The 23,987-nt window shown below is 73.6% G+C and carries 24 protein-coding genes, 1 tRNA gene and 1 pseudogene; 19 read left to right on the plus strand and 7 right to left on the minus strand.

Annotated features, from left to right (window positions below):
* The first annotated feature begins 8 nt into the window (after positions 1 to 8).
* Positions 9 to 539, plus strand: coding sequence for a hypothetical protein (locus tag EF879_RS13740; protein WP_148086437.1), 531 nt, complete (start codon positions 9 to 11; stop codon positions 537 to 539).
* Positions 540 to 616: 77 nt separating this feature from the next.
* On the opposite strand, the gene EF879_RS13745 is transcribed toward EF879_RS13740, so the two are convergent.
* A complete protein-coding gene (locus EF879_RS13745; protein ID WP_123558589.1) occupies positions 617 to 1,048 on the minus strand; it encodes a hypothetical protein in 432 nt (143 codons plus the stop codon).
* Positions 1,049 to 1,125: 77 nt separating this feature from the next.
* Between EF879_RS13745 and EF879_RS13750 the strand changes: the two genes are divergently transcribed.
* From EF879_RS13750 to EF879_RS13800, 11 genes are all read left to right on the plus strand, one after another.
* The gene (locus tag EF879_RS13750) at positions 1,126 to 1,458 is read left to right on the plus strand and encodes a PadR family transcriptional regulator (RefSeq protein ID WP_123558591.1); all 333 of its coding nucleotides are present in this window, start codon (positions 1,126 to 1,128) and stop codon (positions 1,456 to 1,458) included.
* Positions 1,455 to 2,474 carry a hypothetical protein gene (locus EF879_RS13755; protein WP_123558593.1) on the plus strand — a complete coding sequence of 340 codons (1,020 nt, stop codon included), beginning with the start codon at positions 1,455 to 1,457 and terminating at the stop codon, positions 2,472 to 2,474. Before EF879_RS13750 ends, EF879_RS13755 begins: the two co-directional genes overlap by 4 nt.
* 211 nt (positions 2,475 to 2,685) lie before the next feature.
* Positions 2,686 to 3,372, plus strand: coding sequence for a dienelactone hydrolase family protein (locus tag EF879_RS13760; RefSeq protein ID WP_123558595.1), 687 nt, complete (start codon positions 2,686 to 2,688; stop codon positions 3,370 to 3,372).
* A 19-nt stretch (positions 3,373 to 3,391) separates the two neighbouring features.
* Positions 3,392 to 4,114: a uracil-DNA glycosylase gene (locus EF879_RS13765; RefSeq protein ID WP_123558597.1), complete on the plus strand. Its 723-nt coding sequence runs from the start codon at positions 3,392 to 3,394 to the stop codon at positions 4,112 to 4,114.
* Positions 4,115 to 4,134: 20 nt separating this feature from the next.
* Complete coding sequence (locus tag EF879_RS13770; RefSeq protein ID WP_123558599.1) at positions 4,135 to 4,899, plus strand: DUF4129 domain-containing protein; 765 nt, start codon at positions 4,135 to 4,137, stop codon at positions 4,897 to 4,899.
* A complete protein-coding gene (locus EF879_RS13775) occupies positions 4,896 to 5,489 on the plus strand; it encodes a hypothetical protein (RefSeq protein WP_123558601.1) in 594 nt (197 codons plus the stop codon). The genes EF879_RS13770 and EF879_RS13775 overlap by 4 nt, the downstream gene beginning before the upstream one ends.
* Positions 5,486 to 6,499 carry a MoxR family ATPase gene (locus EF879_RS13780; protein ID WP_123558603.1) on the plus strand — a complete coding sequence of 338 codons (1,014 nt, stop codon included), beginning with the start codon at positions 5,486 to 5,488 and terminating at the stop codon, positions 6,497 to 6,499. Before EF879_RS13775 ends, EF879_RS13780 begins: the two co-directional genes overlap by 4 nt.
* A gap of 38 nt (positions 6,500 to 6,537) precedes the next feature.
* A complete protein-coding gene (locus tag EF879_RS13785; RefSeq protein ID WP_370375504.1) occupies positions 6,538 to 7,989 on the plus strand; it encodes a DUF58 domain-containing protein in 1,452 nt (483 codons plus the stop codon).
* A 49-nt stretch (positions 7,990 to 8,038) separates the two neighbouring features.
* Complete coding sequence (locus tag EF879_RS13790) at positions 8,039 to 8,587, plus strand: hypothetical protein (RefSeq protein ID WP_233604448.1); 549 nt, start codon at positions 8,039 to 8,041, stop codon at positions 8,585 to 8,587.
* Between the two features lie 111 nt (positions 8,588 to 8,698).
* Positions 8,699 to 10,036 carry an NAD(P)/FAD-dependent oxidoreductase gene (locus tag EF879_RS13795; RefSeq protein WP_123558607.1) on the plus strand — a complete coding sequence of 446 codons (1,338 nt, stop codon included), beginning with the start codon at positions 8,699 to 8,701 and terminating at the stop codon, positions 10,034 to 10,036.
* Positions 10,037 to 10,298: 262 nt separating this feature from the next.
* Entirely contained in the window at positions 10,299 to 11,036 is a 738-nt protein-coding gene (locus EF879_RS13800) for a bifunctional 2-polyprenyl-6-hydroxyphenol methylase/3-demethylubiquinol 3-O-methyltransferase UbiG (protein WP_233604449.1), read from the plus strand.
* A 74-nt stretch (positions 11,037 to 11,110) separates the two neighbouring features.
* On the opposite strand, the gene EF879_RS13805 is transcribed toward EF879_RS13800, so the two are convergent.
* Positions 11,111 to 12,985 carry a hypothetical protein gene (locus EF879_RS13805; RefSeq protein WP_233604450.1) on the minus strand — a complete coding sequence of 625 codons (1,875 nt, stop codon included), beginning with the start codon at positions 12,983 to 12,985 and terminating at the stop codon, positions 11,111 to 11,113.
* Positions 12,986 to 13,086: 101 nt separating this feature from the next.
* Between EF879_RS13805 and EF879_RS13810 the strand changes: the two genes are divergently transcribed.
* The 4 genes from EF879_RS13810 to EF879_RS13825 all read left to right on the plus strand — a co-directional run bounded on the left by EF879_RS13810 (position 13,087) and on the right by EF879_RS13825 (position 15,722).
* Positions 13,087 to 13,167 (plus strand) — tRNA-Leu (locus tag EF879_RS13810).
* Positions 13,168 to 13,450: 283 nt separating this feature from the next.
* Positions 13,451 to 14,260: a Bax inhibitor-1/YccA family protein gene (locus EF879_RS13815; RefSeq protein ID WP_123558609.1), complete on the plus strand. Its 810-nt coding sequence runs from the start codon at positions 13,451 to 13,453 to the stop codon at positions 14,258 to 14,260.
* Between the two features lie 203 nt (positions 14,261 to 14,463).
* Positions 14,464 to 15,219 carry a Bax inhibitor-1/YccA family protein gene (locus EF879_RS13820; RefSeq protein ID WP_123558611.1) on the plus strand — a complete coding sequence of 252 codons (756 nt, stop codon included), beginning with the start codon at positions 14,464 to 14,466 and terminating at the stop codon, positions 15,217 to 15,219.
* A gap of 161 nt (positions 15,220 to 15,380) precedes the next feature.
* Positions 15,381 to 15,722: a hypothetical protein gene (locus EF879_RS13825; protein WP_123558613.1), complete on the plus strand. Its 342-nt coding sequence runs from the start codon at positions 15,381 to 15,383 to the stop codon at positions 15,720 to 15,722.
* An 8-nt stretch (positions 15,723 to 15,730) separates the two neighbouring features.
* On the opposite strand, the gene EF879_RS13830 is transcribed toward EF879_RS13825, so the two are convergent.
* A complete protein-coding gene (locus tag EF879_RS13830) occupies positions 15,731 to 16,993 on the minus strand; it encodes an acetyl-CoA C-acetyltransferase (RefSeq protein ID WP_123558615.1) in 1,263 nt (420 codons plus the stop codon).
* Between the two features lie 149 nt (positions 16,994 to 17,142).
* Between EF879_RS13830 and EF879_RS13835 the strand changes: the two genes are divergently transcribed.
* Positions 17,143 to 17,817 carry an NAD(P)-dependent oxidoreductase gene (locus EF879_RS13835; RefSeq protein ID WP_123558617.1) on the plus strand — a complete coding sequence of 225 codons (675 nt, stop codon included), beginning with the start codon at positions 17,143 to 17,145 and terminating at the stop codon, positions 17,815 to 17,817.
* A gap of 70 nt (positions 17,818 to 17,887) precedes the next feature.
* On the opposite strand, the gene EF879_RS13840 is transcribed toward EF879_RS13835, so the two are convergent.
* Together EF879_RS13840 and EF879_RS13845 are read right to left on the minus strand one after the other, a co-directional pair.
* Complete coding sequence (locus tag EF879_RS13840) at positions 17,888 to 18,721, minus strand: SGNH/GDSL hydrolase family protein (RefSeq protein WP_123558619.1); 834 nt, start codon at positions 18,719 to 18,721, stop codon at positions 17,888 to 17,890.
* A gap of 169 nt (positions 18,722 to 18,890) precedes the next feature.
* A pseudogene (locus tag EF879_RS13845) lies at positions 18,891 to 19,872 on the minus strand (SGNH/GDSL hydrolase family protein); the annotation flags it as partial.
* Between the two features lie 233 nt (positions 19,873 to 20,105).
* On the opposite strand from EF879_RS13845, the gene EF879_RS13850 reads away from it, so the two are divergent.
* Together EF879_RS13850 and EF879_RS13855 are read left to right on the plus strand one after the other, a co-directional pair.
* Positions 20,106 to 20,462 carry a YkvA family protein gene (locus EF879_RS13850; protein ID WP_123558621.1) on the plus strand — a complete coding sequence of 119 codons (357 nt, stop codon included), beginning with the start codon at positions 20,106 to 20,108 and terminating at the stop codon, positions 20,460 to 20,462.
* Positions 20,463 to 20,691: 229 nt separating this feature from the next.
* Entirely contained in the window at positions 20,692 to 22,062 is a 1,371-nt protein-coding gene (locus EF879_RS13855; RefSeq protein ID WP_123558623.1) for a cystathionine beta-synthase, read from the plus strand.
* 60 nt (positions 22,063 to 22,122) lie between these two features.
* Here the strand turns inward: EF879_RS13855 and EF879_RS13860 are convergent, their stop codons facing one another.
* The gene (locus EF879_RS13860; protein WP_123558624.1) at positions 22,123 to 22,650 is read right to left on the minus strand and encodes a GNAT family N-acetyltransferase; all 528 of its coding nucleotides are present in this window, start codon (positions 22,648 to 22,650) and stop codon (positions 22,123 to 22,125) included.
* Complete coding sequence (locus EF879_RS13865) at positions 22,647 to 23,639, minus strand: ribonuclease Z (RefSeq protein ID WP_123558626.1); 993 nt, start codon at positions 23,637 to 23,639, stop codon at positions 22,647 to 22,649. Before EF879_RS13865 ends, EF879_RS13860 begins: the two co-directional genes overlap by 4 nt.
* Positions 23,640 to 23,987 lie beyond the last annotated feature (348 nt).

The following is a 23,987-nucleotide window of genomic DNA, read 5'->3' on the forward strand; positions in this document are numbered from 1 at the left end:
CCGCGGTCGTGCGGGCTGACTTCCCGGCCGCGGTCGCCGTGCGTTTCGTGGCCGCGGTCGCCGTGCGGGCCGGCTTCTTGGCCGCGCTCGCCGTGCGTGCGGGTGCGGTGGCGCTGGCGGTCGTCCGGGCGGGGGCCTTCGCGGCCAGGTTGCGGGCCGGTGTCGCTGCCGACTTTTTCGCCACCGGTGCCCGCTTCGCTCCGGGGGTTCGCTTCGACGGCGGGGTTCGGGTCGCGGCGGGGGCCGGCCGGCCGGCGCGAGGCGCGGTCGGCTTCGCCGCCTTCTTCGGGGTCTGTGCCGCGGTTGCCCTGGCGGCCCGCTTCGCGGCGGTGGCGGCCTTCGCGGCCCGGGTGGTCCGCCTGGTCGGCGCCTTCTTGGCGCCGGTGGCCTTGCGGGCGGCAGCCGGTCTGGTGGCCGTCCGAGTGCGGCCGCCGCGACCACCCCGGCGGCCGGTGTGGTTGCTGCGACCGGACAAGAGTCCCTTGGCCATCTCTGCTCCCTCCGTCGGCGGCTTGTCTCCCCCCGGCCTCGGCACCTAAACGGGGTGGTCGAAGCCCGCACGAGGTGGGGTCGCCGCACGCCGGCGGAACCGGACGGCACGCCGGACCCGGGCCGGTCAGTCGGTACGCCGCAGGTCGGCCCGGTACTGTTCCCGGGGTTCCCGATCGTCCCGGGACCACCACCACGCGTAGCTGAGCAGACCGGGGCGGGGCAGGGTGAGCACGATCCGGGCGAGCAGCGGTCCCTCGTACGCGGTGAACTGTCCGGGTGTCTGCTGGGTGAAGCGGACCATGCCGGGCAGGTCGAGGCTGGCGACGTGCAGTTCCAGCCGGCCGTCCGCGCCGAGCAGCAGGACGCTGTGTTCGACGTGCCGCAGGCCGTCCCGGTCGGTGGTCGTCTCGTAGTCCAGAATGGCGGCACGTCCGGCCAGTGCCGGAGTGACCACCATCCGGGCCAGGAAGGGCCCGCTCTCGGGCCCGTCGCCGCGGCCCCGGTAGACCCCGGCGGAGCGGAGCAGACGGTGCAGGACGTCGGTCTCGGCGGGCACGGCGACACGGTAACGGGCGCCCGCCAACTACGGCGTCGTTGACGCTATTCCGTATTGCGGAGTAGCATCCACAGCTTGTGGACACGACCCAGTTGCTCAAAGGCGTGCTGGATCTCGCGGTCCTGGCCGTGCTGAAGGACGAGGACGGCTACGGCTACGACATCATGCGCCGGCTCCGCTCCGCCGGTCTCGACGAGGTCGGCGACGCCTCCGTCTACGGCACCCTGCGCCGACTCTTCCAGGCTGGGTTGTTGGCCACGTACGTGGTTCCCAGCGAGTCGGGCCCGCACCGTAAGTACTACTCACTCAACGCCGCCGGCCGGGATCAACTCGCCCGCTCCGGTAAGGTGTGGCGGTCGTTCGCCGCCTCGATGGACCGGCTGCTCGACGAGAAGGGAGTGGCGGCATGACCGAGCGGAGCGAGGGCGCGACGGTGACCGCGCCGGAGATCGCCCGGTACGTCGCCCGGGTCCAGGCGACCCTGGCCGACCTGCCGGCGACGGTGCGGGAGGAACTGCTGGAGGACCTTCCCGAGCACCTCGCCGAGGTCGCCGCCGAGACAGAGGGGTCACTCATCGAGCGGCTCGGCCCGCCCGAGGCGTACGCGATGGAGCTGCGCGCCGCCGCCGGGATTCCCCCGGCCTCCGCCCGCAACCTCGACCAGCGGCTCGGTGCCGTCCTCCAGGCCGGCCGCGACCGGCTACGCGTGGTCGACCGTCGGCTCGGGGTGGTCCTCGGGTACGAGCGGCTCAGCGACTACGTCCGGCTGCTTCGTCCCGCCTGGTGGGTGCTGCGCGGCTACCTGGTCGCGATGCTGATCACCGTGTTCAGCACCGGGGAGTCGTTCGGCCTGCTGCCCCGGCTCGGCGGCAGCACCCTGGCCGCCCTGCTGCTGCTGGCGGTGACCGTCCCCGGGTCGATCTGGCTCGGCCGCCGGACCGACCGGCTCGGCCGGCGACCGAGGTGGATCCTGCACACCAGCAACGTCCTGCTGGTCATCTTCGGCCTGATCGGACTCGCCGCCGTGGGTACGCGCTCCTCCTACCCGCAGTTCCAGGAGGTCTACACCGACCAGTACTCCGGGGTGCGGGACGTCTACGTCTACGACAGCGAGGGGCGGCTGCTGGAGGGCGTCCGGCTGTTCGACCAGAACGGCGAGCCGATCCGGCTCGGCGAGCCCTGGTGTCCGGAGGCACGGCAGCGACTCTTCCCGGACGGTGAGGACGACTACGACCCGTACCTCGACGACCTGACGCAGCAGCCGTACCCGTACTGCCCGGAGGGCGCCCCGTTCCGGCTGCGCCCGACCACCCCGCCCGCCCCCGGCGGCACCCCGGCCCCGCCCGAGAGTCCGACCCCGACCCTGAGCTCGGTTCCGGCCCGCCCGACGGTGCCGTCCTCCCCGAGCGTGACTCCCACCACCTGAGCCCCCTCGCCCGGCTCACTTGGGGCGAGCAGCGACGTGGCGTACACCAGAGCAACGGGAGGTGTACGCCACGTCAGCATTGCCTTCCGTCGAACGGGTCGATCGTGGCAGGCTACCCGGACACCGGCGACACGCAGGAGCCGACCACCGACATCGGTCGGAAATAACTGTGCGACCAGCCAACGATGTCTGACCGACAGGAGGGCCACCGATGGGCGAGATGGTGCGTTACCGCAGTAACGGGGAGACCAGCGAGGGCTACCTCGCCATACCCGACTCGGATGCGGCCAGTCCGGCCGTCATCGTCATCCAGGAGTGGTGGGGGCTGGTGCCGCACATCACCTCGGTCGCCGACCGGTTCGCCGCGGCCGGCTTCGTCGCCCTCGCCCCGGACCTCTACCGCGGCGTCTCCACGACCGAGCCCGACCACGCCGGCAGGCTCCTCCTGGGACTGGCGATGGACCAGGCCGCCCGGGACATCGCCGGCGCCGCCGACTACCTGGCCGAGCGGCCGGAGGTGACCGGCAGGATCGGAAGCGTCGGCTTCTGCGCCGGGGGCAGCCTGGCGCTCTGGTCGGCCACGCTCTCGGAGCGGATCGTCGCGACCGTCGGCTTCTATCCCGTCCTTCCCTGGGAACGGATGCGCCCGGACTGGACCGACTACACCGGCAAGGCGGCGCTGATCCACTGCGCCGAGGAGGACGGCACCTCCGCCGCCGAGGGCGTGCAGACCGCCCGGCGGGCGATCGAGGCCGCCGGCGGGACGTGTGTCCTGCACGACTACCCCGGCACCTCGCACGCGTTCTTCAACGACGACCGCCCCGAGGTCTTCGACCAGCCGGCGGCGGCCAGTTCCTGGGCTCGTACCCTCGACTTCTTCCGGACCCGGCTTGGCTGAGCCGCGTACCCCCGCCGACGTGGCCGCCCGCGCACCGCGGGCGGCCGACCTGGCCGAGCTGGACGCCGCCGTTGCCGGGTGCTGTGCGTGCCCCCGCCTCGTGGCGTGGCGCGAGGAGGTGGCGCGGGTACGCCGCGCCGCCTTCCGGGACCAGGAGTACTGGGGCCGGCCGGTGCCCGGCTTCGGCGCCGCCGACGCCCGGATCGCGATCCTCGGCCTGGCCCCGGCCGCGCACGGCGGCAACCGGACCGGCCGGATCTTCACCGGGGACCGCTCCGGAGACGTCCTCTTCGCGGCGCTGTACCGGGCCGGCCTGGCCAACCAGCCGACCAGCGTGGCCGTCGGCGACGGACTCGAACTGCGGCACACCCGGATCGCCGCCGCGGTCCGCTGCGCGCCGCCGGAGAACAAGCCCACCCCGGCCGAACGGGACACCTGCGCGCCCTGGCTGCACCGGGAGTTCGAACTGATCAAACCAACCCTGCGCGTCGTGGTCGCGCTCGGCGCCTTCGCCTGGGCCGCGTGGTGGCCGATCCTCCGCCGGGTGTACGGCGTCCAGCCGCCCACCCCGCGACCTGCCTTCGGCCATGGGGCACACTGGTTCGGCGGAGCCGTGCCGCAGGTCCTCGGCTGTTACCACGTCAGCCAGCAGAACACCTTTACCGGACGGCTCACACCGGCAATGCTGGACGAGGTGTTCGCCCGGGCCCGGCGCCTGGCCGGGCTGGACGACTCCCGCTAGGCGACACAGGGGGCGGTGCGATGACCGACGGGCACTCGGGACGTGCCCGTCCCGACGACCGTCCGGCACCACCGAGCCAGACTCGGCGCCTGTTCCGCGCACTCTGGCCGCCGGTCGTGATCGCCGGCCTGCTGGCGCTGGCCGCGCTCGCCGCCGCCCACTCGTCGCCCGGCTACACCCGGGTCGAGCCACCCGCCGACGTCCTGCCGACCCTCCGTCCCCCGGCGCCGCCAACCAGGGAGGCCGGGGCGGCGTCCCCCGCCGAAACCACCTCCGGCCACCTGCCCTCCTGGCTCCAGACGGCCGCCGTCGTGCTCTGCGGCGCGGTGGTGGCGACCGTGGTCGTCGCGCTGCTCTGGACGTTCGCCCGTGACCTGCTGCGCCGCCGGACGGCCGTGGCGAGGCGGGGGCGCCGGTCTGGGCCGCGCCGCAGCGCCGCGCAGACCGCCGAGGAGGTGGTCGCGGCGCTCGACGCGGGTCTGGTCGAACTCTCCGACACCGACGCCGACCCGCGCCGGGCGGTGATCGCCTGCTGGGTACGGCTGGAGCAGACCGCCGCGGCGGCCGGGGTCGAGCGGCGGCCCGGGGACACCCCGACCGACCTGGTGACCCGGCTGCTTCGCACCGGCCGGCCGGTCAGCGCCGGCGTCCTGGCCGCGTTCGCCGAGGTCTACCGGGAGGCCCGGTACGCCACCCACACCGTCGACGAGCGGATGCGCGGCCAGGCCCGCTCCGCCCTGCAACGACTGCGCGCCGAACTCACCGCCGCGGAGGCCGTCGGATGAGCGGGGTCAGCACGAGCATCGACGACCTGCTCCAGCACGAGGAGGAACCGCCACCCACCGTCCGGCGGCGGCCGGGTCTGGTCCGGACGTGGCTGCGTGGCGTCCTGATCGCCGCGGTCCTCACCGGCGCCCTCCTGGCCGCGCTCCGGATGGTCGGTGTGGCCTTCTCCCCGGCCGCGGTCTTCGCCGCCTTCCTCGCCCTGCTGCTGCTGCGCCGGATCACGTCGGCGCTCGCCCCCGAGCCGCCCGAGCGGGTCCGGGTCGACCGGCGGTCGACCCGGGGCGGGGAGGACGGCAGCGACAACCGGGCCGCCCAGGACGCCCTCGGCAGCGTGATCGGCCGTTGGGAGAACCGGCTCGCCTGGGCGCAGAAGGATCCGGACCGGTTCGCCCGACGGGTCCTGCCGATGCTCGGCGAACTCGCCGACGAACTCCTGCGGCAGCGGCACGGGCTCACCCGGGCCACCGATCCGGAGCGGGCCCGGGCGTTGCTCGGCGATCAGCTCTGGACGTTCCTCGACACCCGGCCCAAGCGGACTCCGTCGCCGCGGGAGCTCGCGGCGATTGTCGCCCAGTTGGAGAAGGTATGAAGGACGCTCACCTGGTCACCGTCGCGGACGTCGGACGGCTGGCCCAAACCGTGCTCGACCAGGTCGAGACGGTGGTGGTGGGGAAGCGGGAGCCCCTGGAGCTGGTGCTGGCCGGGATCCTGGCCGGCGGGCACGTGCTGCTGGAGGACCTGCCCGGGCTCGGCAAGACGCTGACCGCCCGCTCCTTCGCCCAGGCGCTCGGCCTCGACTTCCGCCGGCTCCAGTTCACCCCGGACCTGCTCCCCGCCGACGTCACCGGGTCGTTCCTCTACGACCAGCGCACCGCGGACTTCAGCTTCCGCGCCGGTCCGGTCTTCACCAACCTGCTGCTCGCCGACGAGATCAACCGGACGCCGCCGAAGACCCAGGCCGCGCTTCTGGAGGCGATGCAGGAGAAGCAGGTCTCGGTGGAGGGGGTCACCTACCGGCTGGACCCGCCGTTCCACGTCATCGCCACCGCCAACCCCATCGAGTACGAGGGGACGTACCCGCTGCCGGAGGCACAGCTCGACCGGTTCCTGCTCCGGGTCTCGTTCGGCTACCCGGCCCAGGAGGAGGAGTGGGACGTCCTGCGCCGCCGGATGGCCCGCCGCCAGGAGGAGACGGAGCTCAAGCCGGTGGTCGACGCCGGGACGCTGCGCGCCATGCAGGCGGCCCTGGAGCACGTGGTGGTGGAGGACTCGATCGGCCGCTACATCGTCGCGCTCACCGCGGCGACCCGGGAGCACGCCTCGGTGCTGGTGGGCGCCTCGCCCCGGGGCTCGCTGGCGCTGCTGCTGCTGGCCCGGGCCAAGGCCGCCTTCGCCGGCCGTGACTACGTCATCCCCGAGGACGTCAAGTCGGTGGCGGTGCCGGTGCTGGCCCACCGGATCACCCTGCGCCCCGAGATGTGGCTGCGGCGGGTGGATCCCTCGTTCGTGGTCTACGAGGTGCTGGAGACCACGCCCGCCCCGGCCAGCGGCGCCCTGCCCAGTTATGCGGCCGGACCGGTCGGGATGCGGTCCCCGTGACCTCCGTCGAGTCGACCGTGCACTCCCGCGAGCCGGTCCTGCGGCCGGCCGTCCCGGAACAGCGGGGGGCCGCCCCGGCCGAGGAGGACGTGCCGGCGCCCGCGGAGTGGACCCCCACCCGGGCGCTCGGCCGGGCGGTCCTGCTCACCGGCCTGCTCCTGATCGCGGGGGCGCTGCTCGGCCGGGTCGACCTCGTCGTCCTCGCGGCGCCGTTCGCGCTCGGCACCGCGTGGGCGCTGCGGCGCCGACCCGAGCATCCGCCGGAGGTCGCCATCGGCGCCGACGACACCAACCTGGTGGAGGGAGGGCCGCTGGCCGCCGCGATCCGGGTCGTGAACCGGGACGAGGTCGGGTACGACCTGGTGCTGACCCGTACCGCGGTCTCGCCGTGGCTGCGCGTCGACCGGGTCGACGTCGCCACCGACGCGTCCGCGGTGGACGCCCCACAGCAGCGCGACCCCGGTGAGGACGCCGCGGCCCGGTCCGGCCGGCGGAACGCCACCGACCGGCCGTACGGGTTCAGCGTGCCCGCCGGTACCCTGGCCGACCTGGTGCTGAGCGGGGAGACGTTGCGCTGGGGGCGGCACCCGGTCGGGCCGGCCGTGGTCCGGGCCGCCGCCTGCGACGGGCTGCTGGTGAGCCGGATCGTGGTCGCCGAGCCCCGGCCCGTCTCCGTCTATCCGGTCACCGAGCCGTTCGACGCCGACGAGGCGATGCCCCGGGCGGCCGGCCTGGTCGGCGGCCACCGGTCCCGACGCCCGGGCGAGGGCGGCGAACTCGCCGGGGTCCGGATCTTCGGCCCCGGGGACCGGCTGCGCCGGATCGACTGGCGGGTCTCGCTGCGGGCCCGGCAGCTGCACGTCGCCGCGATGCTCTCGGACCGGGACGCCGAGGTGGTGCTGCTCCTCGACGTCCTGGCCGAGGCGGGGCGCTCCGGCGGGGTCCGGGGCAGCGCCTCGGTGCTGGACACCTGCGTCCGGGCCGCCGCGGCGATCGCCGAACACTACCTGCACCGGGGCGACCGGGTCTCGCTGCTCGAGTACGGCCCCTCCGCACGCCGGCTCCGGCCGGCGACCGGCCGTCGGCAGTACCTGACCGTGCTGGAGTGGCTTCTCGACGTCGCCGTCGAGCACTCGCCGTTCGAGCCGTACGACCAGGTCTTCGGACCGCACCTGCTCTCCTCGAACGCCCTGGTCGTGGTCCTCACCCCGTTGGTGGATCCCCGCTCGGCGGCGATGCTGGCCCGGCTGGCCCGCTCCGGCCGGTTCGTGGTGGCGGTCGACACGCTGCCCGCGTCGGTCACGCCGCCCGGCTCCGGGCAGTGGACGGAGGTGGCGTACCGGCTGTGGCGACTGGACCGGGACACCACCATCGGCCAGCTTCGCGAGCACGGGGTGCCGGTGGTCGCCTGGGCCGGGGCCGGCAGTCTCGACCTGGTGCTGCGGGACGTGGCCCGGCTCGCCTCGGCGCCGCGGCCGGGGCTGCGGTGACGCGGATGACCGGGCGGCGGACGGCGGTACGGGACGGAGGAGCGCGGTGGTGAACCGGGTCAGGGAGATCTCCGCGGCGATCGGTCGGATCACCGCCACCCCGCTGTTGGTACGCGGCGGCGTCTTCCTCTGCGCGCTGTTGTCGCTGGTGGTGGCGTACCCGGTCCGGGCCCTCGACGCCCGGGCCGTCGGCCTGCTGGCGATCGTCGCGCTCGTCCCCGCGGTGGCGCCGCGGCGGTCGTGGCCGACGGTGGTGATCCTGGCGGCCGTGGCCGCCTGGGTGGTCGCCACCGGCTGGTACGGCCAGCGGGTCGAGCTGTGGCGGCTGTTCGCGCTGGCCGCCCTCCTCTACCTGACCCACAGCCTCGCCGCGCTGGCCGCCGTGCTGTCGTACGACGCGGTGGTGGCTCCCGAGGCGGTGGCCCGGTGGATCTCCCGGGCCCTGGGGGTGGTGCTCGCCGCGGCGGTGCTCGCGGTGCCGTTGCTCGGCGTCGAGGGTCGGTGGGGCGACCGGAGCCTCGTCGCCGCACTGCTCGGCGGGCTCGCCCTCGCGGTCCTCGCCGCCACACTGCTCGGCTGGCTGCTCCGTCGGCGCTGAGCAGACATCGACCAAGATCATCGTGAGCGTCACGCGGCTCACCGGGCGTCCTCAGTCACAGAAGACCACATCTGCCGAGCACGCACCGTGCTGCCGGGGAAAGATGGAGCTGTGAAGCCGCAGCGGATCCTCGTGGTAGGTGCCGGGCACGTCGGGCTGTACGCGGCCCTGCGCCTGTCGAAGAAGCTCCGGTCGTGGGAGGCCGAGGTCATCGTCGTCGACCCGCAGCCGCACATGACCTACCAGCCGTTCCTGCCCGAGGCGGCGGCCGGCAACATCTCGCCCCGGCACACCGTGGTGCCGCTGCGTCGGGAGCTGCGCCGATGCACGGTCGTCGCGGGGTCGGTCACCCGGATCGAGCACGCCCGCCGGACCGCGACCGTGCAACCGATCATCGGCCCGGCCCGGGAGATCCGGTACGACCACGTCATCGTAGCTCCCGGCTCGGTCTCCCGGACCCTGCCGATCCCGGGGCTGAAGGAGCACGGCATCGGCTTCAAGACCATCGGCGAGGCGATCTACCTGCGCAACCACGTTCTGGACCGGCTCGACGTCGCCGCCGCCACCCCCGATCCGGACGTCCGGCGCTGCGCGCTGACCTTCGTCTTCGTCGGTGGTGGGTACGCCGGTATCGAGGCGTTGGCCGAGATGGAGGACATGGCCCGGGACGCGCTCAGGTACTACCCGGAGCTGAGGCCCGAGGAGATGCACTGGGTGCTGGTGGAGGCCACCCAGCGGGTGCTGCCCGAGGTGGACCGGGACATGGGCGCCTACACCGTCGCCCAGCTGCTCAAGCGCGGCCTGGACATCCGCCTCGACACCCGGCTCGAGTCGTGCGTCGACGGCCTGGTCCGGCTCTCCGACGGGGACAGCTTCCGGGCCGACACGATCGTCTGGACGGCCGGGGTCAAGCCCTCGCCGATGCTGGAGCACACCGACCTGCCCCGGGACGACCGCGGCCGCATCACCTGCCTGCCGACCCTCCAGGTGGTCCGGGACGGCACGGTCGTGGAGGGGGCGTGGAGCGCCGGCGACTGCGCCGCGGTGCCGGACCTGACCAAGCCGCCCGGCAACTACTGCTCGCCGAGCGCGCAGCACGCGGTGCGGCAGGCGGTCCGGATGGCCGACAACATCCGGGCGGTGATCCGGGGCCGTACCCCGGTCGAGTACCGGCACCGGCACGCCGGGAGCGTGGCCAGCCTCGGCCTGCACAAGGGCGTCGCCCAGGTCTACGGGATCAAGCTCAAGGGGTTCCCGGCCTGGGTCATGCACCGGACGTACCACATGAGCCGGATCCCCTCGCTGAACCGCAAGGTCCGGGTGGTGGTCGACTGGACCCTTGCCTTCTTCCTCCGCCGCGAGGTGGTGGCGCTCGGCCAGTTGCACGACCCGCGCGAGGAGTTCGTCGAGGCGAGTTCGGCCGTGCCGGCCCGGACGGGGGAGCGCTAGGAACTCCGGCGGGCACCCCCGTCCGGGGCACCGGGCGAGGCTGGGCAGGAATCGACCGGCGGCTCTGCGCCCCGCCGCGTTCGCGGCCCCGAACCGCAGGTTGCCGCGCTGTCGCCGTCCTGGATATCCTTGCCCGTCTTCATCGGCGAACCCGGCTTGGTCCGCCCCGACGAGGAGTCGAGATGTCCCGCAGTCGAATCGTCACCACCGCGAAGAGACCAGGCGAGCCGGCCACGGCCGAGCGCGACCCTCGCCCTGCGGCGTGAGTGCCCGGAGTGACGCGCGGGCGCCGGCGACGCTCGAGGAGGCCACCGTCCTCCAGTCGGAGGTGTTGGAGGACCTGCGCACGGCGGTCAACTACACGAGGTGGCTCACCTCACTGACCGAGCCGTGGCTGGGGGACGACCCTCTGGAGATCGGCTCGGGGCTCGGTGACGCCGCCGCGCTCTGGGCGGCCGGTGGCCGTACGGTGACCGCCTCAGAGGCCGACCCGGGGCGGCTCGCCCAGCTCACCGAGCGGTTCGCCGGGCACCCCCGGGTCCGGGTGCGGGAACTGACCGTACCGATCCGGGAGACCGCCAACTACTCCGCCGTGGTCGCGCTGAACGTGCTCGAACACATCGAGGACGACGTGGCGGCGTTGCGCGCGTTCGGCCGGCTGGTCCGGCCGGGCGGCCGGATCGTGCTGGTGGTGCCCGCGTTCGAGCAGGCGATGAGCAGGTTCGACCGGGAGATCGGCCACTTCCGTCGGTATCGGGTCAAGTCGATGGATGCGGCCCTGCGGGCGGCGGGGCTGCGGCCGCTCCGGGTGCACTACGTCAACTCGATCGGACTTCTCGGCTGGCTGCTGCTGGTCAAGGCGCTGGGCGGCAAACCGCGCGAGGGCATACCGCTGAGGATCTACGACCGCCTCTGCGTACCGGTGCTGCGCCGGGTCGAACGGCGGATCCCGGTGCCGTTCGGGCAGTCCGTGTTCGCCGTCGCGGAGACCCCCGGCTAGCCGGCGCCGGGGCCGAGCGGCCCGCCGTGGCCGGGTTCCGGCGCGCCGACCGACCCGGGTCGGTCGGCGCGCCGTCAGCCCACCCGCCAGATCCAGGCGTCGACGACGTGCTCACCGGGCCCGAACAGCGCCTCCAGGGTCTGCCGCAGCGCCGGCGCGTTGCGCTGCGTGTCGGCCAACACCAGACAGGAGGCTCCCCAGTACGCCACGTCCCGGGCCGCCTGTACGCGGTCGGCCTCGCTGACGTCGGGCGGCTGACCGGTGGTGGCAACCTTGTCGAGCAGCGCCGAGGTGGGTTGTTTGTAGGTGCCCAGCGACGCCTTGCCGTCGGCTCCGTACGGGCCGATGAAGAAGCCCTCCGGCAGTCGAAACTCGGCGTTGGCCGCGGCGGCCCAGCGCATGGTGGCCGGCTCCCGGGGGGTGGGCAGCGGCACCGGCACGAGCACCCCGTCGCCGGGGGCGCAGGTCCGCCAGTGTCCGCCGCTGATGAAGGCCGGCACCGGTTCGCGATCGGTGGTCGGCAGCGGAGCCGGTGCGATCGGTATCAGCGCGGCCGCGGTGGCGACCGGCACCACGATCCGGGCGAGACCGGGTGACCGACGGGCCTGGTCCAGTGCCAGCACCAGCAGGGTGGCGATGAGCGGGATGAGCACCAGGGCGAAGCGCATCGGCAGCGCGCCCTCGATGACCGGCCGGTCCCGCAGCAGCTCGTACGGGGCCCAGATGCCGGTGCGCGTGCCGTTGACCAGGATCCGGGGGCCGAGCGAGAGCCAGGCGCAGACGACGCCGGTGAACACCAGCGCGACGACCAGCGGGCGCTGCCGCAGCCATCCGGCGAAGCCGGCGGCGACCAGCAACAGCGGCAGGCCGAGGAAGGTGTTGTACTCGGACGGTCCGGTGCTCAGCCGGGCCGCCTCCGGCGAGCCGGCGATGGAGAGCGGCGAGATCGCCGGATAACTCGCCAGGTCGGCCGAGAAGTGGTCGGGGCTGAAGGCCCCGTTCGGCACGCTCTGCGGGCCGTAGAACTGCGTCCAGAGCGGGTAGGCCAGCACCGCGGCGGCCAGGCCGCCGGCGATCAGCAGGCCGAGGGCGAACCGGGGAAACACCTGCCGGGCGTACCGGGGGGCGGCCAGAGCGTAGCCGACCGTCATGAGGGCCAGCGCGGCGGCGGTCAGGAAGAGTACCTCCTCGCCCACGAACACCTGGGTGCTCACCAGGACGGCGAGGAGTACGGCCAGCCCGAGGAGCCGCCGCCGGGTGGCGGCCGGATCGGGCGATCGCGTCGGGCCGCCGCCGGTTTCCGGGGTCGGACCGCCCGCGGCCAGCTGGACCATCCGAACGACGCACCAGACCAGCGCCGGCACGAGCCACTGGGCCGTCATGTGCGGATGGCTGTTGGACTGCGAGATCATTCCGGGGCCGAAGCCGCAGAAGGCCGCGCCGACCGCTGCCGGCAGCCAGTGGGCGCCGAGCGTCCGGGAGTAGACGAGGTACCAGCCGATCGCCGTCGCGGCCAGGTTGCCGGTGATCAGTACCGCGAACGTCGTGCCCGCCCCGAACAGCAGGGTGACCGGCGTCAGCAGCACGCCCGGCACGATCATCGTGGCGTTGGCCAGCATGTTAAACCCGTCCGGCACGTTGAGCCGATTGCTGACCAGTGCGAAGTCGCCCAGGATGAAGCGGGCGTTGTTCGCCATGAACCACTCGATGAGGATCTGGTCGTCGGGGTTGAGCGACAGGGTCCGGTTGGTCGGGTCCAGCCACAGTCCGTTGGTGAGCCAGCCGGCCGCGGCCACGAAGAACAGGCAGATCCCTCCATCGAGTCGGTGTCGGCGGAGCGCCGCGACCCATCGGGTCCAGCGAGCCGAGGGTCGCGGGCGGTCGGTGTCGCTGTCCAGGGTGGCCGGGCCGGAGGCGGTGTCCTGTGCCGCGCGGGCTGTGCTGGTCACGTCACCGACCCTAGCGTCGATCGCGCGACTGGGCGCGCCCGGTCGGCGTTCACCCGCTACCGTGGCAGGCACCGGACGTCGACGGCGTCCGGTGCCGCCCAGCCCGGGTGGTGGAAAGGCAGACACGGCCGCCTTAAAAGCGGCTGCCGCAAGGCGTGCGGGTTCGAGCCCCGCCCCGGGCACGCAGCGCCCGCGTGGCTGCGCTCCCGCTCGCCGGCGGGATTGTGGTCCGCGATTCCGGTCACGGCGGGGACGAGCCGTGCCCAGGTTGGGCTCGCTGCCGACCCGAGCCCGGACGGGCGCCCCGCATCGGCGGTGAGCCCGGTTCCCGACCCGTGGCCCCCTTCCGTCCCCGGAGTCCCCTACCAGCCTGGGCGGTGGCGTCGATCTCCCCAATGTCGCCATTGACCGTTACCCTTGGTATGGCACGGTCACCGTGTACCGACCCTCAGGAGGCTTGACAAAGTGAAGACGTCCAACCCGGTGCTGGCCCGACTCGGTCAGGCGGCCGAGCGGGAACGGGCCGCCGGGTACGCCCCGGCCGGCGCATACGGGCAGCCGTACCCGACCGCGGCGGGCTATCCGGCCGCGCCGCCCACCGTACAGCCGATGTCCATCGACGACGTCGTCGTCAAGACCGTCATGCTGCTCGGCATCACCGGGCTCACCGCGGCCGCCGCCTGGGTGCTGGTGCCGGACGCGCTTGTCGGAGCGGCCTGGATCGGCGCCGCCGTGGTCGGCCTCGTGCTCGGCCTGGTGATCTCGTTCATGCGGGTGGCGAACCCGGCGCTCGTGGTCGCGTACGCCGTCGTCGAGGGCGTCTTCGTCGGCATGGTCAGCAAGTTCTTCCAGGAGATCGCGGGCTACCAGGGCATCGTCCTGCAGGCCGTCATCGCGAGCTTCGGGATCTTCTTCCTGATGACCGCGCTGTACAAGTTCCGGGTCATCCGGGCCACCCCGAAGTTCGTTCGTGGCCTGCTCGCGGCGATGGTCGGCGTCTTCGCGGTCATGCTGATCAACTTCGTGCTCACCCTGACCACCGACATCGACACCGGCATCCGCAGCGGCGGTCCGGTGGCGATCGGGTTCAGCCTGATCTGCATCGTGATCGCGTCGCTCAGCTTCGTCCTCAGCTTCCACGAGGTCGAGGAGGGCGTGCGGATGGGCCTGCCGCAACGCTACGCGTGGAGCGCGGCGTTCGGCATCCTGGTCAGCCTGGTCTGGCTCTACATCGAGGTCCTGCGCCTGCTGAGCTACCTGCAGGGCGACGACTGACCCTGACCCGGTCGCCCGACCGAGGACCATCCGGACGCCCGCCCCGTTGCCGGGGGCGGGCGTCGTCGTCTCTACCGGGCGATCTCGGGCGGGGACGGTGCGCGGCCCCGCCTCTGTCGCGACCCCGGCCGGCGGCTCCGGTTCTGGTGGCTGACGGGAACGAGGTTCCCGATGGACAAATGCCGCACTTGTTAACCTAAGCCGTGGAGAGTGCGAACCCGGTGCTCACCCGGCTGCCCGACACCGCCCGGGACGAGCACCAACTCCTCGGCGCCGTGGGCGCGCGGGCGATGAGCGTCGACGACGTCGTGCCCCGTACCGGCGCCCTGCTGGTGCTGACCGGGATCGTCGGCGCGACCGCCTGGATGGCCGTTCCCGCCGGGTGGGCCGGGGTCGCGGCCCTCGGCTCGGCGCTCGCCGGCCTGGTGCTGGCCTTGGTGATCTCGGTGCGGCGGATCACCAACCCGGTACTGATCGGCGGGTACGCCGTGCTGCAGGGGATCCTGCTCGGCGTCGCCAGCCGGGGCTTCGAGGCGGTCTACCCCGGAATCGTGGTGCAGGCCGTGGTCGGCACCTTCGCCGTCTTCCTCGGCATGTCCCTCCTGTACGGCCTGCGGGTGCTCCGCGCCACCCCACGGTTCACCCGACTGGTGGTGGGCGCCCTGCTCGGGGTGGTGGTGCTGGGCCTGGTCAACCTGGCGATCTACCTGATCGCTGGCCGGCAGATCCTGGTGGTCTACAGCACCGGCAGCCGGGTCGGCTGGTTGCCGTACGTTTTCGCCCTGGTCTGCATCACGGTCGGCGCGTTGACCTTCATCCTCGACCTCGACCTGATCGAGCGGAGCGTCCAGGCCGGCCTTCCCACCCGGTACGCCTGGTACTGCGCCTTCGGCCTGCTGGTCGGCCTGGTCTTCCTCTACTGGCAGCTCCTCCGGCTGATCTCCTACGTCCGGCGCTGAGGAGACCCGGGACGTCGGCTTCGTCTGCCGAGCAGCTCCGGCCGGACGATGCCCCGTTTCCGCCGCCGCGCCGCCGTTCCCACGCCGGATCCGCGCGACCGGCCGCCGCTTCCGCACCGGATCCGCTCGACCGGGCCGACCGGGTCGTAGACTCGGCCGCGATGATCCCCGCCGAGTCCGACCAGCCGGCCGCCGCGCTACGGCGCGAGGTCGACCTGCTGGTCAACCAGGTCGGCCACTGGACGGCACCCCGCTGGGCGACCCCGGCCCGTGCCGGTGGCGACCGCCGGGCCGACGTCGTACACCGGCTCGTGCAACTCCTCGCCGACCTCTGCGCCGACGCGGAGCGTCGGCCGCGTCGGGCCGTACCCCGGCTGGAGAACGACCTGGCCCTGCCCGACCAGCTTCGCGTGGTGACGGCCGACCTCCTCGCCGCGGATCCGCCGCCGGACATCCTCGCCGAGGCGGTCGACGCGGCCTCGGCGACCCGGGCGGCCCTGTAGCGCCGCGCTCAGCTCAGTCGTTCGAGGATCATCGCCATACCCTGGCCGCCTCCGACGCACATGGTCTCGAGTCCGATGGTCCGGTCGTGCCACTCGAGCGCGTTGAGCAGGGTGCCGGTGATCCGGGCCCCGGTCATACCGAACGGATGCCCGACCGCGATCGCGCCGCCCATCACGTTGAGCTTCTCCAGCGGCACGCCCAACTGGCGGTACGACGGGATCACCTGCGCGGCGAACGCCTCGTTGATCTCGACCAGGTCGACGTCGTCGATGGTCATGCCGGCACGACGCAGCGCCTGCCGGGAGGCCTCCACCGGACCGAGCCCCATGATCTCGGGGGACAGGGCGGTGACGCCGGTGGAGACGATCCGCGCGAGCGGGGTGATCCCGAGGTCCCGGGCCCGCGCCGCGCTCATCACGATCACCGCCGCCGCGCCGTCGTTCAGCGGGCAGCAGTTGCCGGCGGTGACCCGCCCGTCGGGCCGGAACACCGGCTTGAGTGCGGCCACCCCGGCCAGGGTGACGCCGGATCGGGGTCCGTCGTCGGCGGTGACCACCTCTCCGGAGGGGACGGTGACCGGGGTGATCTCCCGGGCCCAGAAGCCGTCGGCGATCGCCTTCTCGGCCAGGTTCTGGCTGCGTACGCCGAACTCGTCCATCTCGGCCCGGCTGATGTCGTACGCCTGGGCGACGTTCTCCGCGGTCTGCCCCATCGCCAGGTAGATGTCCGGCAGTTCGCCGTCCAGCCGCGGATCGTGCCAGTTCGGAGCGCCACCGGCGGCCCGCGTGGCGGAGCGGGCCCGGGCGGCGTCGAACCGGGGGTTTCGCCAGTCGCCACCGACCAACGCCTGCGCCTCCGGGGGCAGGCTGTCCGAGGTGCCGCGGACGGACCGGGAGACGCACTCGACGCCGGCGGAGACGAAGACGTCGCCCTCGCCGGCCCGGATCGCGTGGAACGCCATCCGGGTGGTCTGGAGCGAGGAGGCGCAGTACCGGGTGACGGTGGCGCCGGGGACGGTGTCCAGTCCCAGCAGGGTCGCGACGACCCGGGCCATGTTGAAACCCTGCTCGCCGCCGGGCAGGCCGCAGCCGAGGTAGAGGTCGTCGATCTCGGTCGGGTCGAGCTGTGGCACCTTGTCGAGGGCGGCCCGGACGATGGTGGCCGCGAGGTCGTCGGGGCGTAGCTCCCGGAGGGATCCCTTGTGGGCGCGGCCGATCGGGGAGCGGGCGGTGGCGACGATGACGGCGTCGCGGGGGGACAGCGTCGACATGAACCAACGTTAACCCCGACCCGCGGTCGGACAGTATGGGCGGCGACGCGGGACGGCCGCGCAAGCAGGCGGCGGGACAGCGCGGGCTTGACAGGTCGTGGGTGCTTACTACCCTGTGGTGAGTAAACACTCACCAACTAGGAGGTGAGATGCGGCTCACCGTCGTCGCGGCCACCGGTGGGATCGGTCGGCACGTGCTGAGCCAGGCCGTCGCCGCCGGTCACGACGTGACGGCGGTGGTACGGAACCCGGCGAAGCTGCCCGCCACCGACCGGCCCGTGCGTGTGGTGGCCGCCGACCTGGCCACCCCCGACCCGGCGGTGCTCGCCGACGCGGTCGCGGGCGCCGACGCCGTCATCTCCGGCCTCGGCCCCCGGTCGGGGGCGGAGGCCGGGGTGACCTCCCGGGGCACCGGGGCGATCATCGCCGCGATGCGGGCCACCGGGGTGCGCCGGATCCTCGTCGTCAGCGCCGCCCCGGTCTCGACGGTGCCGTCACCCGGCCGCCCCCACCCACCCCGGCGCGATCCGGGCGAGGGATTCCTCATGCGGAACCTGCTCACGCCGGCCGTCAAACTCGTGCTTCGCCGGCAGTACGCCGACCTCGCGGTGATGGAGGACATGCTCCGCGACAGCGGGCTCGACTGGACCGTGGTCCGACCACCCCGGCTCACCGATCGGCCGCTCACCGGGGTCTACCGGACGGCCTACGGACGGAACCTGCGCCGGGGCGCCTTCGTGCCGCGGGCGGACGTCGCCCACTACCTGCTCCGCGCCGTCGACGAGCTCGGCTCGATCCGGCAGGCCGTGGGCATCGCCACCTGATCCCGGCCCGGCGCCGTGGCCGTTCCCGCAGGCTGCCGGCGGTGGGGGACGGTGCGCGCGCCGGCCGTGGCTACGCCTGCCGGGTACCGGCGGCGGCCCGGGCGACCGCCGGGAGCAGGGCGTGCGCCCAGAGCCGGTAGCCGTCGGCGGAGGGGTGGTAGCCGTCGTGGCAGAGGGTCCCCGCGTCGGCCCTGAACACCGCGCCGGTCTCCGCGGCGAGATCCACCACCGTGCCGCCGGCCTCGACGACCGCGACGGCCTGGGCCTGGGCGATCCGACGACCGAACCATCCGGCGAGCTGGCGCAGCGGCGGGGCGAAGGCCCGGACCGCGCCGAGGTCCGGACAGGTGCCGACCACGACCCGGACCCGGGCCGCCCGCAACCGTCGTACCGCCGTCCCCAGGTGGGCCGCCGCCTCACCCGGTCGCCGCAGCGTGACCACGTCGTTGGCGCCGATCAGGATCACCGCCACGTCCGGACGCTCGCCGAGCAGGGCCCGGGCCACCTGGGTGGCCAGGTCGGTGGAGCGCGAACCGGAGACCCCGACGCTGGAGAGCCAGACCTGGCGCTCGACCCGGGCCGGACCGGCGCCCTCCGACAGCAGTCGCGCGAGTTGCCCGCCGACGGTGTCCTCCACCCGGTCCACCCCCACGCCGAGCGCCGCGGAGTCGCCGAGCAGGACCAGCCGCAGCGGAGGCGCGCCGGTACGGCCGACCGTGGACCGCAGCGCCATGCCGAGTTCGGGTTGCGCGTACCGTCGGTTGCGAGCCACGAACGCCTCCCCGGCCAGCAGCGCGAGCCCGGCGACCGTACCGGCGAGCAGCGTGGCCGCGGCGGCGCGGACCACCCGGGTGCCCAGTGGCGGCCCGGACGGCACCGCTCCGGTCGTTCCCCGCTCCGTCATGCCGGCTCCTCCACCGTGGACGCCGCCGCGCCATCCCGCCGCGCCGAAGGCTCCGAAGACGCGGTTCGCGACGCCGTACCGAGGTGCAGTGGGGGCGTCCCGCCCGGTGGTGCTGTCCGCTCCGCCGAGCCGGGCGCCGACTCTCCGGACCGCGCGTGGCCGAACCAGCCTCTCCTCCGGCGCAACTGCGCCCACCGCCCGCGCGGCCCGCGGTCGCGGCCACCGACCCGGATCCCGCGTACCTCCGTGCCGGCGTGCCGGGCAGCCTCGTGCGCCGCCTCCGGCAGCGACCGTACGCCCCGGTCCCCGGCGAGCGCGGTCTGCCGCACCGGGCCGGCGCCGAGCGCGGCCAGGACCGTCGGCAGCATCGCGGCGGCGGCGACCGCGTAGCCCTCGGCGGACGGGTGGAAGTGATCCCAGGAGAACAACCGGGTGGGCTCGGCGGCGAACCGGGGACCGAGCAGGTCGCCCAGGGAGACCGTCCAGCCACCCGCCTCCACGACCGCGACGGTCTGTGCGGCGGCGAGCTGTCGGCTCCACCGGCGGGCCAGCCACCGCAGCGGCGGCTTGATCGGCTGGATCGCGCCGAGATCGGGGCAGGTACCCACCACCACCTCGGTGCCGGCGGCGCGCAGCCGGCGTACCGCGTCGACGAGGTGTCGGACCGCGACCGGGATCGGGGTCCGGTTCGTCACGTCGTTGCCGCCGATCAGGATCACCGCCAGATCCGGACTGTGCTCCAGGGCGGCGTCGACCTGCGGACCCAGCCCCGCCGAGAGGCAACCCACCACGGCGAACCGGTACAGCCGGACCGGCCGGCGCAGCCGTCGGGACACGCCGGTGGCCAGCAGCGCCCCGGGCGTCTCCCGGGGGCGGTGTACGCCGTACCCGGCGGCGGAGGAGTCGCCGAGGATCACCATCGTGATCGGCGTACCGGGGAACTTGGCGCCGTAGACGCCGTCCCCGCGCGGCGGCGGGGCCTCGGCGAGCGGAATCACCCGCCGGGCCTGTCGGGCCTGGGCGACCAGCAGTCCCGTCGTCGCCACGGTGCCGACCGCGGTCACGCCCACCCCGACGGCCGTCGCCTTCGCCACCTGACGGGCCACCCGCCACGGCGACCGGGTCCGTTGCACTGATTCGGCCGGACTCATCAAGGGCCCCCCGCCTGTCACGCGTATTCCCGCGACCTTCGAGACTATCTCGGCTCCCTGGTCCCGCGCTGTCGGCGTTTCGCCGGATCGCGGGCCCGCCCGGTGGGCTCGGACCTCGGGCCCCGCGCGGTGGCCGCGTACCGCGGGCCCGCGTGATGGGCCGGCTCCGTCACGCCGGGCGATGACTTGTCCGCGGATGCATCATGAATCCAGGCGAGGAGAGGGGCACCGAGATGGTCAGGAAACTCACGCGTACCGCTGCATTCCGGGCACTGCTCCAGGCGCTGACCGTCGGCTCCCGGGGTGGCCCCTCCCTGGCGCGCCGGCTCGGCGCCCTGCCGCGGATGATCCGGGCGACCCTGCGCGGCGAGTACGACGGCGGCCTGCGGCTCCTGTTGATGTCGGCGGCCGTCGCCTACGTGGTCTCTCCGATCGACGTCATGCCCGAGCTGATGACGCTGCTCTTCGGGCTCGCCGACGACGCGCTCGTGGTGGCCTGGCTCGCCGGGGCGGTGCTGGCCGAGACCGAGCGCTTCCTCGCCTGGGAGGCCCGGCGCGCCAGCGTCATCCCCGGCACGGTCGTGGGCTGAAGCCGTCGGCGTGGGCTGACACCCCGGCCGGGGCGGGCTGGCGCCGGCCCGGGCCGGGTCAGCGGCCGGGCGGCCCGGGCCGAGGGTCCCGGTCCCGTACCGGGCGTTGGGCACGTACGCTTGCTCTGACATCCGCCATCCGTCGCCCCGACCGCGCACGCCCTGTCGCACCGACCGTGCTCGGGCCGCGTGCCGTCCGGCCGGCGAGCACCGAGAAGGGCACAACGAGGTGCGCTACTACGACAACGTCATCGAGCTGATCGGCGACACGCCCCTGGTCCGGCTGCGCCGGGTGACCGAGGGGATCTCGGCGACCGTCCTGGCCAAGGTCGAGTACTTCAACCCGGGTGGCTCGGTCAAGGACCGGATCGCGCTGCGGATGGTCGAGGAGGCGGAGGCGGCCGGCCTGCTCCGGCCCGGCGCCACGATAGTCGAGCCGACCAGCGGCAACACCGGGGTCGGGCTGGCGCTGGTGGCGCAGCTCAAGGGCTACCGCTGCATCTTCGTCTGCCCCGACAAGGTCAGCGAGGACAAGCAGAACGTGCTGCGGGCGTACGGCGCCGAGGTGGTGGTCTGCCCCACCGCGGTGGCTCCCGAGGACCCGCGGTCGTACTACAGCGTCTCGGACCGGCTGACCCGGGAGATCCCCGGCGCCTGGAAGCCGAACCAGTACGCCAACCCGGCCAACCCGCGCTCGCACTACGAGACCACCGGCCCGGAGATCTGGGACCAGACGGGCGGCAAGATCACGCACTTCGTCGCCGGGGTCGGGACCGGGGGGACCATCTCCGGGACCGGGCGCTACCTCAAGGAGGTCTCCGGCGGCACGGTACGGATCATCGGGGCGGACCCGGAGGGCTCGGTCTACTCGGGCGGGACCGGCCGGCCGTACCTGGTCGAGGGGGTCGGCGAGGACTTCTGGCCCGAGACGTACGACCGGACGATCTGCGACGAGATCGTCAAGGTGTCGGACAAGACGTCGTTCGAGCTGACCCGGCGACTGGCCCGGGAGGAGGGACTGCTGGTCGGCGGCTCCTGCGGGATGGCGGTGGCCGCCGCGCTGAAGGTGGCCCGGGAGGCCGACCCCGAGGACGTCATCGTGGTGCTCCTGCCCGACGGCGGCCGGGGCTACCTCTCGAAGATCTTCAACGACGACTGGATGGCCCGGTACGGCTTCATGGCGACCAGCGCCACCGAGCCGACGGTGGCGGACGTGCTGGCCAGCAAGCCCGGTGGGATTCCCGAGCTGGTCCACGTGCACCCGACCGAGACGGTCCGGGACGCGATCGACTACATGCGGGAGTACGGCGTCTCCCAGCTGCCGGTGCTGAAGGCGGAACCGCCGGTGGTGACGGGCGAGGTCGCCGGCTCGATCGCCGAACGGGACCTGCTGGACGCGCTCTTCACCGGCCAGGCCCAGCTGCACGACACCATCGAGCGGCACATGGGGCCGCCGCTGCCGATGATCGGTGGGGGCCAGCCGGTGAGCGAGGCGGTCGCGCTGCTGGAGAAGTCCGACGCCGCGCTGGTGCTGGTCGACGGCAAGCCGAAGGGCGTGCTCACCCGGCAGGATCTGCTCACCCACCTCAACTCCCGCTGACCCGGTCGGAACGGGCGGGAACGCCTGCTTCGACCGGTTTCGGCGCCCGGTGCGGTGTCGTCAGGGCAGGTCGCGGACGTACCGGAGCTGCAAGGTCGAGGCCGGGCCGATCTCGCCCTGTCGTTCCCCACCGTCGGGGCGCCACCCGCCCCGGGCGTAGAACTCGCGTGCGCGGACGTTGTCGGCGAGGACCCAGAGCACGGCCCGCGGCCACCCCCGGGCGGACAGCTTCGCCAGCGCGTCGACCATCAGCGCCCGGCCCACGCCGCGGCCCTGCTCCGCCGGGTCAAGGTGGATCGCGTACAGCTCGCCGATCCCGAATCCCGCCGAGCCGGGCCCGCGGGGGTCGTGGGGGCCGAGGTACGTGAAACCGATCAGCCGTCCGGCCCGTTCCGCCACCGTCAGCAGGTGACTGTCCCGCTCGAACGACCAGCGCTCCCGCCAGTAGTCCGCCATCATGTCCCCGGAGACCGAGGCCAGGGCGTCGGCCGGCACGATCTCCCGGTACGCCGCGGCCCGCGAACGTTGGTGCAGGTCGCCGACGGCGGGCAGGTCATCGGCGACCGCCGGGCGCAGGGTGACCATCATTCGATCGTAGTCGCGCCGGCCTCCGTCGGGCCGTGCCCCGGGAGGCGGCGGGCGGGGACCGGCACCCGGATCAGGTCCTCCGCGAGGACGAGTTCGCCGTCGAACTCCGCGCGCGCCTCCTCCGTGAAGCGCTCGACCGCCGGCCGGCGCCCCGCCGATCCCGACCCCGGTGCGCCGTACCGCTGGGAGAAGTGGGTGAGGACGAGTCGTCGTACCCCGGACTCCGCCGCCACCCGCGCGGCCTGGCCGGCGGTCAGGTGCCCGACCTCGGCGGCGAGCGCGGCGTCCTCGGCGAGGAAGGTCGACTCGATCACCAGCAGGTCGGCCCGTTCCGCCAGCGCGAAGACCGCGTCGCAGAGCCCGGTGTCCATGACGAAGGCGAACCGCTGCCCGGGGCGGGGCGCGCTCACCTCGTCGAGGGTGACGCGGCGCCCGTCGACGTCGAGGTGGCCGGTGCGAATCAGCTCACCGACGGCGGGCCCGCGAATCCCGTACGCCGCCAGCCGCTCCGGCAGCATCCGCCGCTCGTCCGGCTCCACCAGCCGGTAGCCGTACGTCTCGACGGGGTGCGCCAGACGGCGGGCCTCCAACCGGCCGGCCGAGGTCTCGAAGCTCTGCCCGTCCCGGGCCACCGGTAGCTCCCGTACCTCGGCCGTCTCCACGAACGAGCTGGCGTACCGGAGCCGGTCGAAATACCGGCGGTCGGCGGCGGGGAAGTGGGTGTGGATGGGATGGGCGACCCGGTCCAGGGAGAGCCGTTGGATCACCCCGGGCAGACCAAGGCAGTGATCGCCGTGGAAGTGGGTGACGCAGATCCGGGTCAGGTCGCTCGCCGCGACGCCGGCGGCGATCATCTGTCGCTGGGTGCCCTCGCCCGGGTCGAAGAGGAACACCTCCCGGTCCCACCGCAGGACGTAGCCGTTGTGGTTGCGGTGCCGGGTGGGCACCTGGCTCGCCGTGCCCAGCACCACCAGCTCGCGTACGGACACGACGACGCTCCCGGGAAATGGTCGACCCCCGGGGTTCCCGCATGACGCTGGTCACGCAGGCGCCGACTGGACAAGGGCCGGCGCCCCGGGGGCCGGGTGGCTGACGTGGATTCGCCGTACCGCTGCCACACGGTCTCGACGATTTCTGGCACGTGCCCGCCGTACGGCGGACCCGAAACTGTCAAGGACAGCGGCTAGCGGACAGCCACCTCACGAGTCCTATCGCCATACAAAGCCCGGACCACCTCCTTTCCCGTGTACGGCCACGCTATCCACGGGGTAGGGCGGCGGCAACGATTTTTGACCGCACGCCCGGGCGGGCCCGGGCGCCCGCGCCGGATTGGAGGC

Origin of the sequence: Micromonospora sp. HM5-17, from assembly GCF_003762835.1 — a bacterium.
In the GTDB taxonomy this organism is placed as follows: Bacteria; Actinomycetota; Actinomycetes; order Mycobacteriales; family Micromonosporaceae; genus Plantactinospora.

Excerpts from the sequence above, each read along its gene's own strand:
- EF879_RS13755 (WP_123558593.1), top strand. The coding sequence starts at position 1,455 with ATGACCGAGCGGAGCGAGGGCGCGACGGTGACCGCGCCGGAGATCGCC.
- EF879_RS13760 (WP_123558595.1), top strand. The coding sequence starts at position 2,686 with ATGGGCGAGATGGTGCGTTACCGCAGTAACGGGGAGACCAGCGAGGGC.
- EF879_RS13860 (WP_123558624.1), bottom strand. The coding sequence starts at position 22,650 with ATGATGGTCACCCTGCGCCCGGCGGTCGCCGATGACCTGCCCGCCGTC.
- EF879_RS13850 (WP_123558621.1), top strand. The coding sequence starts at position 20,106 with ATGGTCAGGAAACTCACGCGTACCGCTGCATTCCGGGCACTGCTCCAG.
- EF879_RS13825 (WP_123558613.1), top strand. The coding sequence starts at position 15,381 with ATGATCCCCGCCGAGTCCGACCAGCCGGCCGCCGCGCTACGGCGCGAG.
- EF879_RS13835 (WP_123558617.1), top strand. The coding sequence starts at position 17,143 with ATGCGGCTCACCGTCGTCGCGGCCACCGGTGGGATCGGTCGGCACGTG.
- EF879_RS13770 (WP_123558599.1), top strand. The coding sequence starts at position 4,135 with ATGACCGACGGGCACTCGGGACGTGCCCGTCCCGACGACCGTCCGGCA.
- EF879_RS13840 (WP_123558619.1), bottom strand. The coding sequence starts at position 18,721 with ATGACGGAGCGGGGAACGACCGGAGCGGTGCCGTCCGGGCCGCCACTG.
- EF879_RS13830 (WP_123558615.1), bottom strand. The coding sequence starts at position 16,993 with ATGTCGACGCTGTCCCCCCGCGACGCCGTCATCGTCGCCACCGCCCGC.
- EF879_RS13780 (WP_123558603.1), top strand. The coding sequence starts at position 5,486 with ATGAAGGACGCTCACCTGGTCACCGTCGCGGACGTCGGACGGCTGGCC.
- EF879_RS13775 (WP_123558601.1), top strand. The coding sequence starts at position 4,896 with ATGAGCGGGGTCAGCACGAGCATCGACGACCTGCTCCAGCACGAGGAG.